Source organism: Cytobacillus horneckiae, assembly GCF_002835735.1.
GTDB classification, from domain to species: Bacteria; Bacillota; Bacilli; order Bacillales; family Cytobacillaceae; genus Cytobacillus; species Cytobacillus horneckiae.
In genome coordinates, this window is the sequence record NZ_PISD01000026.1 from 15,240 (window position 1) to 32,894 (window position 17,655).

The following is a 17,655-nucleotide window of genomic DNA, read 5'->3' on the forward strand; positions in this document are numbered from 1 at the left end:
GAAATATACATTTTCCATGATGTTTTAATTGGAGGTGTCCTAAATGAAACACGAAGAAATGGAAAAGAATCATCAATCTGCTTCCATTACATATAGGCTGTTTAATATATGTTCATGGGCAGCAGTTTTCATCTTTCTGATTGTGACTGTTCTTGTTAGTAATGAAGTCCTTGCATATTATTATTTCTGGATATCCTTACTATTCGCAGTCATTTTAACGGGCATTAAAAATTATTACGACAAAAATTATGATGGTCTAAAGGTGTTGGGAATTGCTTTTATCATGTACATCTTTATAGATATCATTGTACGTCTTATGGCTATTTAATGATCAATGGTTTTTGACCGTTGATTTTTTTTGATTTTTCGACTACATGTTCCTTTAAACACTCATCCAGTGAAAAAACATGGCTATATAAAATTGCATGCAATGTAACCATTGATTACATCAGGCGTTGAAATAATAATGAAGTTTCTGCCGTGGTTCCTACATATAATGCAAGTGAGCTCATTCCTACCGGTGGTTTAAAAGGGTCAAAAGCAGATCAGCTATAATCTGTATCCTGCCGGCTGTACTTGTTTATTTCATTTTCGCATATGGATATAGACCTCGATGAATAAGGAGCTATTGCAATTGTTATACCTTCTTTTGTTAAGTGAATAGTTAGAATTACCTTCATTTATAAAGAAATAGAGTGCTAATATTTAATTTTACATATTCATTTAGAATTTTTACTGCTTTAAAATAAAAGACAACAGAAAGGGTGAATATGTAATGAAAAAAATTATGCTTTTGTTGGCTGATGGCTTTGAAGCGATTGAAGCAAGTGTGTTTACTGATGTATTAGGCTGGAATCAGTTGGAGGGGGATGGAACGACAGAATTAGTGACAGTCGGACTTCATGAAAAATTAACATGTACTTGGAATTTCACTGTGCTGCCTCAATATACATTGAATGAGGTGAACCTTGAAGAGTTTGATGCGCTAGCCATTCCGGGAGGATTTGAAGAAGCTGGATTTTATCGAGATGCGTATGATATGAGATTTTTAGATGTGATTAGACATTTCAATGATAAAAATAAAATGATAGCAGCTATTTGTGTAGGCTCCTTGCCATTGGGGAAAAGCGGGATATTGGAAGGGAGAAAAGCTACAACTTACAATCATCCAACTAGCCAAAGGCAATCACAATTAGCTGGATTTGGCGCAATTGTCATCAACGATCCAATCGTAATTGATGACAATATTATCACCTCCTACAATCCTTCGACTGCGTTTAATGTGGCTTTTACATTATTAGAAAAATTAACTTCTCCCGAAAACTGTCAAAAGGTGAAGGAATTAATGGGGTTTACCGATATAATTAAAATAGTACATAAATAGCGGTGACTTTATCGGAGAATAACTGTCAGTAAAAGCTGATTGGTTCAACTAACAATCAGTAGGGGATGGAGGCTTCACTTTATGGGTGATCGATCATTAATAGAGCACACACTTAAGCAGCTATAAGAAATTCAACAATTGAATAATGAAAAAGCACGTTTAATAAATAAGCAAAAAGACTACGAAGAAGCGATTAAACTCAAAAATAAAAAAGAAGGCAGTTTCTTTAAATTCCTCAGGTCAAAAGAACAAAAAGATTATAAAAAGGAACAAGCTAAAATAGCTGAGCGGTTAATTAAAGCTGGTCCTATAGATCAAGCTGAAATAAAGACAATAGAGTTTCAAATTGAAAAAAGTCAGGAGCAGCTGAAGGCGACTTCTCATCTATCAGCTAAATATCATTCTGTTGATGCTTGCGAAAAGATGATAGAATATTTTGATGATGAAAGAGTAGATACTCTGAAAGAAGCATTGAATATTTATGAAAATGAAAAAAGGCATAATGATTCCATCAATGAAATGAGAAAACATGAAGCAGCTCAGAAAAAGCGCCATAAAGAAGAACTCGCCCGTTTAAAAAAGCTGCAAAAAAGCATCAAGGACGATTAAAGCAAACATGCAAAATAAAAGCTGCTACACTCCTATACAAACAAATAGGCAGCGAAATCATGTGATTTCAGCTGCCTAGTATTAAGAGCTTGCGGCTGCATTATTATTTTTTTGAATCGCATTGACACCCATAATGACGATTATTAATTCTTCCGTACTTAACTCGTTTGAATGATTATCCAGTTTAAAGGCAGGGACGGAAAAGAAGGAACTTACCCTATTGAATTGGGCAACGAGTTCTTCATTATGATCATAAATGTTATATTCGCGAGAAAAAATTGGTGATTCAATACGAAAATGAGCACCATTTGGCTTATAGTATGCAAATGTCTTCGTAAAGGAGAAAAGCTTTTGCTGTACGATGCCTTGCTCAATTCCTGCGGCGTCAATAACCTTCCATTTTCTCGAAAAAAAATGAACAAACATCCCTCTCATGACTTCCTGTCTGTCTAAATCAAGCAAGGACACCTTCCTAGAAAAAGCGGTCTTTAAGTCTAACAATCCTAATTTGATAAAATCTTGATTACGAATCTCCGTTAACCCTGAAGAGAAAAAATTATCTTGAAAATAAATTGTCTGATCCATATTCTTCACCTTAATTTTGTATTTCCTATTTTTACGCAATAGATTGGTAAAAAGTTTCAAATTTTTTTAATAATAGGATCGTTTAATGAAGACTAAGCAATATATCCGTCCATTCACAGAGATAAAATCAAAATATCTTCGTCAATACATGAAAAATAAGCAGTCCAGATTATGTGAAAGAGAGGAGTAAGGATGATGATAAATATAGAACATGAGATATAACAATCTTACGCTTCCATTCGAGGCCCGCCTGGTTGTTTAGTTAGGAAAAAAATTAAACTAAGGAGGGAAATATAATGAATTTTGATAGTGTTGAAGGTTTCTCAGGTTGGGATTTTTCATATATTACCGAAACAGGGAGAATGGCAAGCGGCTTATTGTCATGGTCATATGGCAGCAGGGCCAGAATTTTAATGAATGAAGCATCATCCATGCTTGATATGGGTACAGGGGGCGGTGAGTTTTTATCATATTTAAGACCATTTCCTCCAAGCATTTGCGCAACAGAAGGCTATCAACCAAATGTAAAGATTGCAAAGGAAAGGCTTGAACCATTGGGTGTAAAGGTTAAATCGTTTGCAGAGGATACGAAAATGCCATTTGCTGATCAGCAGTTTGATTTGATTCTTAATAAACATGAATCCTATTCAGCAAAAGAAGTGAGACGCATGCTTATGAATGGGGGCGATTTCCTTACCCAGCAAGCAGGAGGAACTGACTGTGTTGAAATTAATCAAATGCTCGGTGTACCACTGAATGCTGATTTCGCTGACTGGGATTTAAATAGTGCTGTCGCTGAAATAAAGGAGAATCATTTTGATATTCTGTTTCAGCAGGAAGAAAAAAGCCCGCAGCGATTTTACGATATAGGAGCGCTTATATATTATTTAAAGGCGATTCCGTGGCAAATACCGGATTTTACAATAGATAAGTATCAAACCAGCTTGAATACAATTAATCAAATGATTTTAACAAAAGGCTATTTTGAAGTATTGCAGCATCGTTTTATTATACATGCAAGAGCAATATAGATAGTCAAAGGCTGCCCTTATGAGGATTTTAGGGCGGCTATAAAAAAATATGAAATAAGTTTTAAAATTATTAATATAATTGTACAAACTATCTTATATTGGAGGTATTATGTATCAATCTATATGGCAGTATGTTTTAGTATTTTTAGCAGCGGGGACACCGTTCATCGAGGCAATGGTCACGGTCCCGTTTGCCATCATTGCCGGACTCAACCCAGTAGTGGCATCGTTAATCGCTTTTCTCGGAAACTTAGTAACTGTAATATTGGTTGTGGTATTTTATGATTATGTTGTACGTTGGAATGCGCGCCGTCTTGAAAGCAAAGGGATTAGAAAGAAGGGTCCTTCCAAGCGCCAAGAACGCGCAAAGAGGGTATGGAATCGATTCGGGCTACCTGGTTTATCTATTGCAGGACCTTTTCTCATTAGTTCTCATGTAACGATATTTATGGCGCTTGCCCTTGGAGCATCAAAGCAGGCAGCAATCTCTTGGATGGCCATTAGCCTAGCTCTTTGGACAATATTAGCTGCTGCTGCCACATCTTTTGGGTTTGACTTAGTTTCTAAGACGATCACAGCTGAATAAGACAATCCTCCGCTATTAGCAGGAGGTTTTTTTTGTTAATGTATCCGGGATTCGCAATTACTCTTTACTATATAGTACAATAAGTTAAGCTTTACAGTTTTTTTGGAGGTACAATATGCATTGGAAAAATATCATTAAAGGTACAGCGATGGGCACAGTTGAGACTGTACCAGGTGTAAGCAGCAGTACGATTGCCATGCTGCTTGGGATTTATGAAAAGTTAATCGAGGCAATCAATTCATTAACAACAAAAGAATGGAAAAAAGGCTTAATGTTTCTAATTCCGGTTGTCTTCGGAATTGGAATAGGGTTTTTATTATCTATCCGAGTTGTAGATTACTTTTTAACCTGGTATCCAATCCAAACCCATTACTTTTTTATAGGGTTAATTATAGGAATGCTTCCGTTTATTTGGAAATCCGGGCTTGAAGGGCTAAGTAAGGAAACATATGGAGCTAGCCAATTTATAATCATGCTCATTTTATTTGCTTTAGTCTCTAGTTTGAATTTCCTGCCTGATAACGAAGCAGTGATGACAAATTTGGCTGCATTTGATTATGTTTTTTTATTTTTCTCTGGGTGGCTGGCAAGTACAGCACTTGTTTTACCAGGAATAAGCGGGGCAATGATATTGATGATATTAGGTACATATAAAACAGCAACCAATGCAATTATGGATTTAAATATACCTGTTATATTGGTGGTTGGTTTAGGTATTGTCTGCGGGATATTGATTACAGGCAAGCTAGTTCGCTATATGCTTCATACCCATCATGATACAACCTACTCAATTATGCTTGGCCTTATTGCAGGATCATTAGTCGTTCTGTATCCTGGTTTACCTGTTCACATTGGCACACTATTCATCTGTATTATTTTATTGATTGCTGGCTTTTTATTATCAACCCTTATCAGTAGAAGAGGGAATTCTTAATTGAACAAAGAGTATCACACAGGCAATTTTTTTGCTCAGTGATACTCTTTTGACAATTTTAGTACTAAATACTGCATCCAGCTTATGAGCATAAATAACGAGCCGCAAAGAAATGATAACTATGAGTTCTCAAAATTGCTTGGTTGTTTGTCTAGCTTTTGTAAGGGGTTTTTACTATTCTATCAATGCTCCTCTATTTTTTATCCCTATTTAATCCCATGTTTGTAAATTAACGGGCAGTGACATCTCGTGTTAAAAAAGTCAGAATAATAATCAGAATATGTTAAAATTATTTTGAGGATGTTTAATACTGCTGAATAAGCGAGGACAAGGATTTGAATAAACAATTAACAGAGCAATACTCACCATATTTATCTTTTAATCGAACAGAGTGGTCAGCACTCAGTCAAAGAAGTTCTATTAAGCTTGATGACATCGACTTGCAATCATTACAAGGATTAAACGAGCGGCTTTCATTATCAGAGGTGGAAGAGATCTATTTGCCGTTGTCACAGTTATTAAACCTTTACTATTTGAATGCAAAGAATATACATAAAGAGAGCAATCAGTTCCTGCAAATGGAAACGAAAAAAGTCCCTTTCATTATTGGAATCGCTGGTAGCGTTGCCGTTGGAAAAAGCACAACTGCGAGAATGATCCAATATTTGATTTCAAGATGGGAGGTTCAGCCCAAGGTCGATTTAGTGACGACAGACGGCTTTCTTTATCCGAATGAAGTTCTTGAATCTAAAGGGCTAATGAAGAAGAAAGGATTTCCTGAAAGTTATGATATTGGCAAGCTGTTTCGCTTTTTGTCGGAGCTGAAATCTGGACAGTCAGTAGTGACAGCACCAGTGTATTCTCACTTAACTTACAATATTGTTTCGGACAAGGTTCAAACGATTGAAGAGCCGGATATTGTCATTGTTGAAGGCATCAATGTCCTCCAGCCGCCTAAATACGTAAAACGGAAGGAAAAACCTTTTGTATCCGATTTCTTCGATTTCTCAATATATATTGATGCAGAAGAAATGAATATAGAAAATTGGTACAAAGAAAGATTTAAATTGCTAAGAAGCACAGCCTTTAAAAATCCGAAATCATACTTTAATAAATTTACAAAGCTAACTGAGCGCGATGCTCTTGAGGTTGCCAATCGCATCTGGAAAGAAACAAACCGTATGAACCTGAAAAAAAATATCCTCCCAACGAAAAACAGAGCTGACCTCATTATCGAAAAAGGGGAAGGCCACGCAGTAACCAAAGTACAAGTTCGAAAACTATAAACATGCAGATGCTCCTTTGACAAGGGGCATCTTTTTTTCTGATTGGCGCTGTAGCGGACTCCCTGCACAAACTTAGAGCCCCCGCCAACGATACCTATTTTTAAAAATAATTTCACCAAATGATTGACAGAGCATATGATAAGGATATATAGTTAGTTACATAACCAACTAACCATGTAACTAACTAACGCAGTTGAATTAAAATTTCATCTCGGATGAAAAGGAGGTTTATTGATGCGGACATCATTAGATGAGAACAAGCCGATTTTCCAGCAGATTAGAGAGATGATTGAAGATGACATCGTCAATGGAGAGCTTAAAGAAGGAGAGCAGGTTCCTTCCACTAACCAGCTTGTTGCTCATTATAAAATTAATCCTGCTACTGTATTGAAAGGTTTTACTCAATTAGTTGACGCAGGTATTTTGTATAAGAAAAGGGGAGTAGGCATGTTTGTTGCAGTAGGGGCATATCAAACATTGAGGGAAACGCGAAAGCAAGTTTTTCAAGAGCAATACGTTTGGAGCATGCTCCAAGAGGCAGATAAGCTTGGAATTACCGTTGAAGAAGTTCAAAAAATGATTAATACAATGAAAGGAAGAGATCAATAGTGAATCATGTGATAAAAGCAAACGAAGTTTCACTTACTTATAATTATACAAATAGAGTACTAAAGAGTGTTTCATTTGAATTGGAAGGCAATAAGATATATGGGCTTCTCGGCAGAAATGGGGCTGGAAAAACTTCTTTATTATCTGTCCTTTCAGCATTTACAAAACCTTCATATGGTTCAATAACAATCGATGGAGAAGAAATCTTTGAGAATAGCAAGCTTACAGAGAAAATCGTTTTTGTTCGCGATATTAATTTAGAAGTTGAAAAACAGAGATTGAAGAAATATATTCAAGAAATCAGTGTTTTTCGTCCGCTATTTGACCATAAGTATGCTGATTATTTAATTAAACGCTTTAGACTGCCAACAGATCAAGCGGTATCGAAGCTTTCGCGGGGGATGCAGTCTGCGCTCCATGTTATCATCGGTCTTGCAAGCAGAGCGCCGATCACTATATTTGACGAAGCATATTTAGGAATGGATGCCCCAGCACGCGAAATCTTTTATGAAGAGGTGCTAAATGATTATATGGAGCATCCACGAACGTTTATCCTTTCTACACATTTAATTTCTGAAATGGAATCGATGTTTGAAGAGGTATTGATTATTGACCAAGGCAAGCTGATTCTTCATGAGGAAGCGGATGTTCTTCGTGAACGCGGGACATCAATTACTGGTTCAGCAGAAGTGGTTGACCAATTTACGGCAGGGAAAAAAATATTAAAAGAACAAAGCCTTGGCGGAACTAAGAAAGTCATGATATATGAGGAATTATCAGCTAAGGAGAGGGAGCATGCGAGGCAAGTGCATCTTGAATTAGGACCTATCACATTGCAGGAACTTTTTATTCATTTAACGAAGGAGGAAGAATGATGTCTGAAAAAAAATCGTTTATAGCGGCAAAATCCATTATTAAGACAACTGGCAACTGGATGCTTTGGTATATAAGCATTTTAGTTTTTATTCAAATAATATTCGGAATTATTTTAGTAGCTTTTGGTTACGATAAGAATGGAATGCCCTTTTTGGATGGAGAAACGTCCTGGACGATCATTCATACCGTCTCTAACTCCGCCAATATATACTTCCTTGTCACTGGCATCCTCTCCCTAGGTACTTTACTAAAATATTATATTTCTAATGGTGTCACACGAAGAGACTTTTTTAGAGCAACAATTATATCTATGTTTACATTAACGATTGGATTAACCTTAATTGTATCTGTGCTATATGGCATTGAAACCATTATTTATTCAATGAATGGCTGGATACGTGATGTATCTGTTAACTTTATGTATTTTGTTAAAATGGCAGTGGAATTGAGCATCTACTTTTTAATTGGAATGTTTATTTCTGCAGGATTTAACCGTTTAGGCGTGATTTTAGGAGTGGGGATTTGTTTCCTTTCAGTCCCGATTATTATTATTTACAGTGTGGTATGGGGTGAATTAGTTGATTTGCCATTGTTAGGAGTATTGCAGTTTGGGGGTATTCATTTTGCATTTGCTCTGTTAGGAAGTCTAGCTATTTTGGTGATCCTTTGTTATTTCATTCGCTCGCTAACAAAAAACATCCCGGTCAAAGCATAATAAAAGGGAGCAACTGCATCTTTGCAGCTGCTCCTATATTTTTATCGTACGATACCCATCACAAAGCCATCATATCCCTTTTGACCAACTGTTTGAATGGCAGTAGAATCTATGCGAGGATCTTTATTCAATAAATCAATAAATTGCCTCACACCTTGTACGCGTTTATCGTCACTATTTTCTTCAATTACTTCACCATTTCTTACGACGTTGTCAGCGATGATTAATGCTCCTGGATTCGCCAGCTTTAATGCCCAGTTTAAATATTGAGGATTGTTTTCTTTATCGGCATCTATAAAAATAAAATCAAATTTGAGTCCTTTTTCCTCTAATGTCGGCAAAGTATCCAGCGCTTTTCCAACGATGATTTCAATTTGTTGTTCATATCCGGATCTTTTGATGTTTTGCCGGGCAATTTCTGCATGTTCCGGTTCAACTTCTAATGTATATACTTTTCCATTCTCAGGCAGGGCATGGGCAAACCATAGGCTGCTATATCCGCCTAATGTTCCTATTTCTAATACATTCTTTGCTGCTTTCATTTTCGTTAATAAATAAAGTAGCTTACCTTGGGGTGGAGAGACATCAATTTCTGGAATACCAGCCTCTTTATTTGCATCCAATACATGTTCAAATGTTGAATCCAATGTAATTAGCTTTTCGATAAAATACTCATCTACTTCAGACCAGACCACATCATTCCTCATTTTTTAATCTCCCTTAAAGTATAATTTTCTTTTTTGATTCCTCTTTCATTTTCAGTATATGGTAAGATAAATCATAAGAAAAATATATTATTTTTATAAAAATATAAGTTTTATTTATGTATGGAGGCAGATTAGTGAATATACACGGGTTAAGGCTATTTTATCAAGTAGCTAAAATAGGCAGCTTTACAAAAGCAGCTGAAATCATGAGAATTAGTCAGCCGGCAGTATCAAGCCAAATAAAAAAATTTGAACATGAAATAGGCATAGCCTTATTTAAACAGCAAGGAAGGAGAGCAGTGCTGACAGAGTTTGGAGAATCATTGGCAACTAAAGCCGAGAATCTATTCTCGCTTGAAAATCAGATCGAGTCATATATCGATGATTACCGCAAGGGTGAGGCAGGAACGATACGAATAGTCGCGACCTATCTTCCAGCTAATTTCTTAATTCCTAAATGGGCTGCCACATTTAAGCGGGAAAATGAGAAGGTCAATCTTGTCATATCGACTACAAATACAAAGGACGCTTTTGAACAATTACAGCACTATAAAGCGGATATAGCCATTTTCGGTGGAGGGATATCAGAGCGGCCGGAGGATATCGATTGGGATGAATTGTTTGAAGATGAACTTTGGTTTGTTGTCGCACCTAACCATCCTTATGCGAATCAGTCCGTTACATTGGAAGAGATGGTGAAGGAACCATTTGTTATGAGAGAGGAAGGCAGTTCGATGAGAGAGCATTTGTTTTCACTCTGTCACGCCCACCTGCTAAATCCGCCGAAAGTCGCGCTACAATTTGATGGACTTAGTGAAACAATCAGCTCGGTTATGGCTGGCTATGGTGCGAATTTTATCTCTTCCCTTGTTGCGCGTGAATATGTCGAACGTGGCCAATTAGCAAGAGTTTATGTAGAGGCTGTTCACATCAAGCATAAAATCGCTATTTGTACAAGGAAAGAAGAAAAGCAAAGTTTGCTCATTAAAAAATTTATTGAAACCTGTAAAATGAAACACATTTAGTTTTGTGAGTTTTTAAGAGGGGATGTGCCGCAGGTGAAACAAAACAAATATGACGATGATCATTTTTTCTCCGTTTATGAAAATATGCCAAGGTCTGTTAATGGACTGGAAGGAGCAGGTGAATGGCATATATTGCGCTCGCTAATGCCGGATTTTAAAAATAAAGCAGTATTGGATTTAGGCTGCGGGTTTGGTTGGCATTGCCGCTATGCAAGTGAACAAGGAGCAGAATCTGTTATTGGGGTAGATATATCAGAGAAAATGATTGAAAAGGCGGGCGAAATGACTGCGGATGAGCAAATTTCCTATCTGAATTTGCCTATTGAAGATATTGCTTTTTTACCATCTCAGTTTGATGTTGTGTTAAGTTCACTGGCGTTCCATTATGTCCAATCGTTTGCAGAAGTCTGCAATAAAATTTATCGCTATTTAAAACCGGGTGGAACCTTTCTTTTTTCTGTAGAGCACCCGATTTTTACTTCGAGAGAAGAGCAGGATTGGTATTATGATGAGAACGGAAATCGTCTTCATTGGGCAGTTGATCATTATCAATCTGAAGGACAGAGGAAAACTTCATTTTTAACAGACAATGTGATTAAATATCACCGCACTTTATCGACGTATATCAATACTTTAATTGAAGCTGGCTTTACTATCCGTGCAGTAAAGGAGCCGATCCCTGCAAAGGAAATGATTAAAAATTCTTCGGAAATGAAGGATGAATTGCGGAGGCCTATGTTCCTCATTCTTTTAGCAGAAAAGTAATTTCACTTGAGGATTGGAGACCTCAGCACAAACCCAATCAACAGTCAAAATGAACATTCATAAGAAATAATTATGGAAATTAATAAATAATATAAAATTTACTAATGGAAAATCGTGTATTAAGCTTATATGGAAGAGGTAAGCCGCTTTAGAGAGGAGAATTCATATGAGCTACTTCACGACAATATTTATAAATGTGGTTTTGCCTATTTTAATTTTGATGGGTGTCGGTGCCTTGATGCAAAAGAAATTTTCGTTTCAACTAGGGCAAATTTCGACGTTAATTACATACTGCTTTATGCCTGCAGCGATATTTATTAATGTTTATCAAACTAGATTTGAAGCGCAATTATTCGGTCAGCTCGTTTTATATCTTGGGCTATTTACTGTAAGTTTAATGATTTTTGGCAGCTTGCTGGCAAAGATGCTGAAGCTGAATCGAGGGGAAGCGGCGACTTTAAAAAACAGCATTTCACTAATGAATTCAAATAATTACGGTCTGCCTGTCAGCCAGCTCGTTTTTAGCACAAACCCTTTAGGTGTGTCCATACAAATTATTATCATAGTCTTGCAAAACCTTCTTACATATACCTATGGACTTTACAACCTCTTATCTGCTTCAAAATCAGCGCTTGGAATTTTAAAATCGTTAATGAAGCTGCCGATTATTCATGCTCTCATACTTGGCTTGGTGTTTGTGTTACTTGATCTTCAACTGCCGGCATTTGCATTGATTCCGCTTGAACAATTGTCAAATGGTTTCATCGGCCTCGCGTTAATTCTTCTCGGTGCACAGCTTTCTGGTATTAAAATTAAATCCTTTCATCGCGTCATTACATGGAGTTTAATAGGGAGGTTAATTGCAGGGCCGGCATTTGCTTTTGGTTTTATATGGTTATTAGGAATTGAAGGCGTGCTGGCACAGTCATTATTCATTGCAAGTGCTTTTCCCACATCCAGGAACACTGCAACCATCGCTTTCGAGTACAATGTTGAGCCGGATTTAACTGCTCAGGTCGTCCTATATACTACATTATTAAGCAGCATCACTGTCACTATTGTTATCTATTTATCTATGGTTTTATTTTAAGTGTTAAAAAATTCCGAAAAGGATGGTAAAATACATTAAAAAACATCAGGAGGATTAGTAATGGATAATTACTTATTGTTCTTAACTATGTCGCTGTTACTTGTCATTTTACCAGGCCCTGATACAACATTAGTTATTCAAAGTGCGGTCATATCAGGGAAGAAAAATGGATTGTTGACTGTATTTGGCTCTGTTTCAGGCGTGTTAGTGCACACGACCGCCGCAGTCCTTGGTTTATCAGCCATCATAGTGAAATCGGCGCTATTATTTTCGATATTGAAATATATTGGTGCGATTTACTTAATTTATCTTGGCGTCATGTCATTCATTGCAATTAAGAAAGGCAATAATCATAATGAGGCCGTTCAGCCAAAAAAAGCGCAAAAATCCTTTTTTCTTCAAGACTTTACAACCAATGCTTCTAACCCAAAAGTTGCTGTGTTCTTCTTAACGTTTTTACCGCATTTCATCACATCAAAAGAACAAGCATTATTTCAATTTCTTATAATGGGATTATCGTATGCACTCATTACTATTCTATGGTTGATATTATTAGTTTTCCTTGTAAGCACAATCTCCGGATGGCTAAAGAAACCTGCAGTTCAAAATATGATTCATGGATGTACCGGAGCAGTATTAATGATATTCGGCATTCGCCTGGCATTAGAGAAACAGCCATAAGCTGTTTCTTTTTACCTCAATACATTCCCCCTCGAAAGGATGAAAAAAAAGAATCTAAAACCCCTTAAGTCTTTTACTGTTCGCAATTTTTATGATGCTTTGGATGGTCGCCATTCCTTATTAGTTGAAGACAAAAAGTACTTGGGAAATTTGAAGAAAGGCGAAGCTGGCGAAAGGCCTTGGAGAATGAACAGTTAAAACAAATCTCAGCAGACGTAATAATAATCTCCGGTTTAACATTCAAAATCTCCAATACCCTTATTCAAATTGATTACCTCTGTATTTTTCAAAAGAAAATAGTCGTTTATGAAGTTAAGTACTTTGAAGCAAGAAAAATGGTTATTTTGAAGAGCAAGAAAAATGGCTGCATTTTACAGAAACTGCCGATGATTCATTGCTATTACTTTAAACAGAAAATATTTGAATATTCTAGCCTTTAAGACTTCTTCGTATATAGCAATCTCTTCAAATTGATTTATAATTATAATCAGAAAATTCATTTAGAAAAGAGGAATACAAATGAAGCATCTTCAAAAAGAATATCAGGCTTTTCAAGAGGAGATGGGGTTTGATCGCTATAACAAAGACAGCTATCAGGAAAATAAGACTTTTTTGTTGTACATACATATGCTTTTAACGACTGAAGTTGCAGAGGTTGCAGAGGAATTCAGAACATTATTTATTGAAAGTGAGAAAAGAATATGTGCTGGTATGGATGAGGTGGAGGCGCTAGAGATAGGCAAGGATAAAGTTCAAGAGAATCTGGGGAAGGAACTAGCAGATTGTTTTGCCTATATATGTAAACTAGCGAATTATTTTGATTATGATCTGGAAAACGAGTTATATAAAAAGTTCGCTGAAATTAAGGAAAGACAACCTGCAAGACAAAATACATAAAAAGGAGAGTCTACAATGTTTCCACTATTAGAAACGAATAGACTGATATTAAGAGAGATAGAAAAGAACGATGCAGAGGCACTTTTTGCCGGTTTTTCAAATGATGAAGTGCTGCAATATTATGGTCAAGAAGCAATGAAAACAATGGATGAGGCTGAGGCATTTGTAGATTTTTTTGCAAAAAACTATCAGGAGAAAAAGGGCATCCGCTGGGGGATTCAGCGAAAAGAAACAGAGCATATAATCGGAACAATTGGATTCAATGCATGGATGCCAAAACATAGGCGAGCAGAAATCGGATATGAGCTTCAGCCGGATTTTTGGAGGAAAGGCTATGCATATGAAGCAGTGCAAGCAGTAACGAACTACGGTTTTCATGATTTGGGTTTAACAAGAATAGGTGCAGTTGTGTTTAAGGAAAATAAAGCATCCTATCAATTATTATCTAAAATTGGGTTTCAAAGAGAAGGAGTATTAAGGGATTATATGTATCAAAATGGAAAACCATATGATACGTATGTTTATTCATTATTAAAGTATTGACAGAGATGATAAAAGGAAACAATCAATGTTCCCAGGCTGTAGAGCAACTCATCTTAAAAATGAAGGATTTGGGATCTCTCTCGCTTCTCTCCCGCAGGAGTCGAGCGGACACCTCTTCAAATAAAGCTACATTTTTTTCACTTTCGAAGGCAAAAGGAAACAATCAATGTTCTCTTTTGCCTTCATTCTTACTAATTTTATTAGAGCTTTTTACTTCTCTAATTTTTATATCTATATCATCAATGGTCATATTGTTTAACATATCATGATGCAGCTTTTGAGCCCAAAGCTTATTTTTGTAACGGAATAAGTAATCTTCAAATTGGTAGATGTCTGCATTTTTATTTCTTGCACTGCTTATCGATTGGAAGATTTCCTCTTTCAGGTTTCCCTTAGTAAATAATGTAATTGTTTTTGATTTTTCTTTTGTGCATGTTCTCTAAGGATAAGTGATATATCTACACTTAAATGATAACGCGGAGCCCCATTCTTCACTATGACACTTCGTTTTACTTTAGGGTTACGGATTTCTGCTGTGACAGGCGTTTCATCATCAGAGTACTTAACATGTGTAAGTGTTCTTTTTGTGTCATTGTTCATTTTAATAAATCCGACCATTGGCTCCCTGTCTATTTCTCCTTGTAATTCATAGCCCTTAATAAAAAATCCTCCATCTAATTGGACAACCGGCATATTAGAGGTATCGATATTGATTGTTTTTGGATTCATGACAACTTTGGGCATTATTAAAGTTTTTGTTTTTTCTTCGACAGCAATGATAAATTCTTCTGCAGATATTGGAGGAATATCAGCAACTGATTGCTGAATTGTTTCTGGATGATTAAGCTGGGAATCCGTATGAGGATAATAAAATGGCATTTTTGCTGTAAAAATGGTTCCTATGTCTCCATCTGTACCGTAAACCCAGCCATTTATCCGCATAGAGTAAATGGAATTTAATGATTCGATTATATTTTGCAACCGATATTTAATCGCATCCTCGGTGAAAATAAATAAAGTTAAGTGTTCAAAGTTTGATTGTATTTGCATCGCTTGATAAATTTCAATTAAAGCATCATGGATCGTTGTGCCTTTGCCGACAGCAAGCCAAACTGGTTTTTTTGTATTAATGGAGTCCCCTTCAAATTGTGCCACATTGGAGAAATCAAGATATTGCATATAAACAATATACTGATTATCTTTAAAGTCGATACCTAAGCCAATTGCAAAGGCTTGATATTGAATTTCAGTTGATTGGCCGCAGCTTGTTAACATAATAAGTGAAAATAATAAGGCCAAAAGCTTTTTCAAATTAATCACCTGATTTATAAAAAAACATACATGTTAATATTCCAAGTATTGCCTTTGTTTATACAAAGAAAAAGAGTAGGCATCATTATGTACTAATCGGTTCAGAATTGATATAGTAATGATATGAAAGGGGAGCACAATATTGGCACGTCCACTTAATTTTGATCCTTCAGTTAAGTTACAGGAAGTAATGATGCTATTTTGGAAAAAGGGATATAACGGTACTTCTTTAGCTGACCTTATGCAAGTGACGGGGCTAAGCAAGAGCAGTCTTTATCAAACCTTCGGCAATAAGCATGACTTATTTCTCTCTGCATTTGAAATGTATCATCAAAAACGGCTGAGTCAATTAAATGAGATTCTTTCAAGTGAGGATACGGCTTTAAATGCAATTGAAAAATTAATTCATTTTACCATCGCTGAAGATAATGAAGTGAATGTTCCATACGGATGCATGACATGTAATGAAGCTGTTGAATTTGGTCCCCATGATATAAAAATGAGCAGGCTTTTGGAAGAAGAGTTTCAAAAAGTAGAAGCTGAGTTTGTTAAGGTGATAAAAAGAGGCCAAATAGATGGCTCTATTACAAAAGATGTTGATGAAATTTTACTAGCGCGGTTTCTCACTGTCACTATACAAGGGATGCACGTGATGATAAGAGCTCGTTCAAATAAGAATCGACTGCAAGATACACTCACAGTGGTAAAAAGAACATTGAAAAAATAAAAAAGAAAGAAGTGAACAATATGAAAGTAGAAATCTGGTCAGATATAGCTTGTCCATTTTGTTATATTGGAAAAAGAAAATTTGAGCAAGCATTAGAACAATTTGCAGACAGGGATGAAGTAGATGTAACGTTTAAGAGCTTTCAGTTAGATCCTACAGCACCCATCCACTCGGAGCAAACAATGAATGAAATGCTTGTAGAAAAGAAAGGCATGTCATTAAAGCAAGTGGAACAAATGCAAAGTCACGTGACCATGCAGGCTAAAGAAGTTGGATTAGATTACCATCTTGATAAAGCGCAAATGACAAACACGATGAACGCACATCGATTGATTCATTTTGCTAAAGAACATGGGAAAATGAATGAAATGAAGGAAAAGTTATTGCAAAGCTACTTTATTGATGGAGAGCATGTCGGAGAAATTGAATCATTGGCAAATATAGCTGAACAAATTGGGCTAGACAAAGAGGCAGTGAACCAAATGCTATCCAGCAACCGATATGAAGCTGAGGTGCAGCATGATTTGCAGGAGGGTGTGCAAATTGGCGTTCAAGGCGTACCATTCTTTGTCATTAACCGTAAATATGCTGTATCCGGAGCCCAGCCATCAAATGTCTTTTTAGAAGTATTAAATAAAGTAAATGAAGAGGAAAAACAACAAGAAAAATTGAATATAATTAAACAAGGCGATGCTTGTACAGATGGCAGCTGCTAAAATTTGTATTTAAAGGAGCGAATTGAATTGAGTCAAGCCATTAAACATCAGTTATTAATCACGCGCAAAAATTTATTAAAAGAGGTTCAAGATATACCTGCTGAGTTATTGGATGTACAGCCAGAAGGGTTTAATAATACGATCCATTGGCATGTTGGCCATGTATTGACAGTGGCAGAGCAATTTTTATTAAACTATCCAAATTCAACGAACTTACCGGAAAATTATATTAAGCTATTTGGCTACGGCACTAAACCAAGCGAATGGAGCGGGGATGTACCTTCAGTGGCAACATTGATAGAGCAGTTGAATCAACAATTATCACGCATAATGGAAATTCCAGACGAGGCGTTCAATCAAACTTTACCTGAGCCTATTTTAGGACAAAAAACAGTTGGCGAGCTAGCTAATCTGTCTGCTTTTCATGAGGCGTACCATCTTGGTCAAATCCATGCTATGAAACGCATTGTCTAATAATAAATTGAAGAGACTGGAACATAACTAAATGAACCATTCTTAAAACCGATTAATTTCTAATTTAATTAACCGATCTATTACGAAACTCTAAATGAACTGCA

The 17,655-nt window shown here is 36.3% G+C and carries 23 protein-coding genes; 20 read left to right on the top strand and 3 right to left on the bottom strand.

Annotation, left to right across the window (positions count from 1 at the left end):
* The first annotated feature begins 43 nt into the window (after positions 1–43).
* The 3 genes from CWS20_RS12425 (at position 44) to CWS20_RS12435 (ending at position 1,993) form a co-directional block, all read left to right on the top strand.
* Positions 44–328, top strand: coding sequence for a hypothetical protein (locus CWS20_RS12425; RefSeq protein ID WP_066194752.1), 285 nt, complete (start codon positions 44–46; stop codon positions 326–328).
* Between the two features lie 447 nt (positions 329–775).
* Complete coding sequence (locus CWS20_RS12430) at positions 776–1,384, top strand: DJ-1/PfpI family protein (RefSeq protein ID WP_066194753.1); 609 nt, start codon at positions 776–778, stop codon at positions 1,382–1,384.
* A 138-nt stretch (positions 1,385–1,522) separates the two neighbouring features.
* The gene (locus tag CWS20_RS12435; protein WP_066194754.1) at positions 1,523–1,993 is read left to right on the top strand and encodes a hypothetical protein; all 471 of its coding nucleotides are present in this window, start codon (positions 1,523–1,525) and stop codon (positions 1,991–1,993) included.
* Between the two features lie 81 nt (positions 1,994–2,074).
* Here the strand turns inward: CWS20_RS12435 and CWS20_RS12440 are convergent, their stop codons facing one another.
* Entirely contained in the window at positions 2,075–2,578 is a 504-nt protein-coding gene (locus CWS20_RS12440) for an LURP-one-related/scramblase family protein (RefSeq protein ID WP_066194755.1), read from the bottom strand.
* A 296-nt stretch (positions 2,579–2,874) separates the two neighbouring features.
* On the opposite strand from CWS20_RS12440, the gene CWS20_RS12445 reads away from it, so the two are divergent.
* The 7 genes from CWS20_RS12445 to CWS20_RS12475 all read left to right on the top strand — a co-directional run bounded on the left by CWS20_RS12445 (position 2,875) and on the right by CWS20_RS12475 (position 8,615).
* Positions 2,875–3,609, top strand: a complete 735-nt coding sequence (locus CWS20_RS12445) for a methyltransferase domain-containing protein (protein ID WP_066194756.1) — start codon at positions 2,875–2,877, stop codon at positions 3,607–3,609.
* Positions 3,610–3,718: 109 nt separating this feature from the next.
* The gene (locus CWS20_RS12450; RefSeq protein ID WP_066194757.1) at positions 3,719–4,195 is read left to right on the top strand and encodes a small multi-drug export protein; all 477 of its coding nucleotides are present in this window, start codon (positions 3,719–3,721) and stop codon (positions 4,193–4,195) included.
* A 115-nt stretch (positions 4,196–4,310) separates the two neighbouring features.
* Entirely contained in the window at positions 4,311–5,129 is an 819-nt protein-coding gene (locus tag CWS20_RS12455; protein WP_066194758.1) for a DUF368 domain-containing protein, read from the top strand.
* Positions 5,130–5,464: 335 nt separating this feature from the next.
* Positions 5,465–6,415, top strand: coding sequence for a type I pantothenate kinase (gene coaA / locus CWS20_RS12460; protein WP_066194759.1), 951 nt, complete (start codon positions 5,465–5,467; stop codon positions 6,413–6,415).
* Between the two features lie 234 nt (positions 6,416–6,649).
* Positions 6,650–7,024 carry a GntR family transcriptional regulator gene (locus CWS20_RS12465; RefSeq protein ID WP_066194760.1) on the top strand — a complete coding sequence of 125 codons (375 nt, stop codon included), beginning with the start codon at positions 6,650–6,652 and terminating at the stop codon, positions 7,022–7,024.
* Positions 7,024–7,899: an ATP-binding cassette domain-containing protein gene (locus tag CWS20_RS12470; protein WP_066194761.1), complete on the top strand. Its 876-nt coding sequence runs from the start codon at positions 7,024–7,026 to the stop codon at positions 7,897–7,899. Before CWS20_RS12465 ends, CWS20_RS12470 begins: the two co-directional genes overlap by 1 nt.
* Complete coding sequence (locus CWS20_RS12475; protein ID WP_142385381.1) at positions 7,896–8,615, top strand: hypothetical protein; 720 nt, start codon at positions 7,896–7,898, stop codon at positions 8,613–8,615. Before CWS20_RS12470 ends, CWS20_RS12475 begins: the two co-directional genes overlap by 4 nt.
* 41 nt (positions 8,616–8,656) lie before the next feature.
* Here CWS20_RS12475 and CWS20_RS12480 read toward each other — a convergent pair whose 3' ends face one another.
* Positions 8,657–9,322 (bottom strand): O-methyltransferase, encoded by a 666-nt coding sequence (locus CWS20_RS12480; RefSeq protein ID WP_066194763.1) that lies wholly within the window; start codon positions 9,320–9,322, stop codon positions 8,657–8,659.
* Between the two features lie 134 nt (positions 9,323–9,456).
* Between CWS20_RS12480 and CWS20_RS12485 the strand changes: the two genes are divergently transcribed.
* From CWS20_RS12485 to CWS20_RS12515, 7 genes are all read left to right on the top strand, one after another.
* On the top strand, positions 9,457–10,347 hold the full coding sequence (locus CWS20_RS12485) for a LysR family transcriptional regulator (protein ID WP_066194764.1): 891 nt from the start codon (positions 9,457–9,459) through the stop codon (positions 10,345–10,347).
* 33 nt (positions 10,348–10,380) lie between these two features.
* Positions 10,381–11,112 carry a class I SAM-dependent methyltransferase gene (locus CWS20_RS12490; protein ID WP_066194765.1) on the top strand — a complete coding sequence of 244 codons (732 nt, stop codon included), beginning with the start codon at positions 10,381–10,383 and terminating at the stop codon, positions 11,110–11,112.
* A gap of 166 nt (positions 11,113–11,278) precedes the next feature.
* The gene (locus CWS20_RS12495) at positions 11,279–12,202 is read left to right on the top strand and encodes an AEC family transporter (protein ID WP_066194766.1); all 924 of its coding nucleotides are present in this window, start codon (positions 11,279–11,281) and stop codon (positions 12,200–12,202) included.
* Between the two features lie 60 nt (positions 12,203–12,262).
* On the top strand, positions 12,263–12,883 hold the full coding sequence (locus tag CWS20_RS12500; protein WP_101226318.1) for a LysE family translocator: 621 nt from the start codon (positions 12,263–12,265) through the stop codon (positions 12,881–12,883).
* Positions 12,884–13,062: 179 nt separating this feature from the next.
* Positions 13,063–13,323 (top strand): NERD domain-containing protein, encoded by a 261-nt coding sequence (locus CWS20_RS29305; RefSeq protein ID WP_066194768.1) that lies wholly within the window; start codon positions 13,063–13,065, stop codon positions 13,321–13,323.
* A 79-nt stretch (positions 13,324–13,402) separates the two neighbouring features.
* Positions 13,403–13,780 carry a MazG-like family protein gene (locus tag CWS20_RS12510; RefSeq protein WP_066194769.1) on the top strand — a complete coding sequence of 126 codons (378 nt, stop codon included), beginning with the start codon at positions 13,403–13,405 and terminating at the stop codon, positions 13,778–13,780.
* A gap of 15 nt (positions 13,781–13,795) precedes the next feature.
* A complete protein-coding gene (locus CWS20_RS12515) occupies positions 13,796–14,323 on the top strand; it encodes a GNAT family N-acetyltransferase (protein ID WP_066194770.1) in 528 nt (175 codons plus the stop codon).
* A 381-nt stretch (positions 14,324–14,704) separates the two neighbouring features.
* Here the strand turns inward: CWS20_RS12515 and CWS20_RS12520 are convergent, their stop codons facing one another.
* Positions 14,705–15,634, bottom strand: a complete 930-nt coding sequence (locus tag CWS20_RS12520; RefSeq protein WP_066194771.1) for a Ger(x)C family spore germination protein — start codon at positions 15,632–15,634, stop codon at positions 14,705–14,707.
* Between the two features lie 142 nt (positions 15,635–15,776).
* Between CWS20_RS12520 and CWS20_RS12525 the strand changes: the two genes are divergently transcribed.
* From CWS20_RS12525 to CWS20_RS12535, 3 genes are read left to right on the top strand one after another with little or no spacing between them, the layout of a single operon-like run.
* Positions 15,777–16,361, top strand: coding sequence for a TetR/AcrR family transcriptional regulator (locus CWS20_RS12525; protein ID WP_066194772.1), 585 nt, complete (start codon positions 15,777–15,779; stop codon positions 16,359–16,361).
* A 20-nt stretch (positions 16,362–16,381) separates the two neighbouring features.
* Positions 16,382–17,077 carry a DsbA family oxidoreductase gene (locus CWS20_RS12530; RefSeq protein ID WP_066194773.1) on the top strand — a complete coding sequence of 232 codons (696 nt, stop codon included), beginning with the start codon at positions 16,382–16,384 and terminating at the stop codon, positions 17,075–17,077.
* Between the two features lie 27 nt (positions 17,078–17,104).
* Positions 17,105–17,551, top strand: a complete 447-nt coding sequence (locus CWS20_RS12535; RefSeq protein WP_066194774.1) for a DinB family protein — start codon at positions 17,105–17,107, stop codon at positions 17,549–17,551.
* Positions 17,552–17,655: the final 104 nt, after the last annotated feature.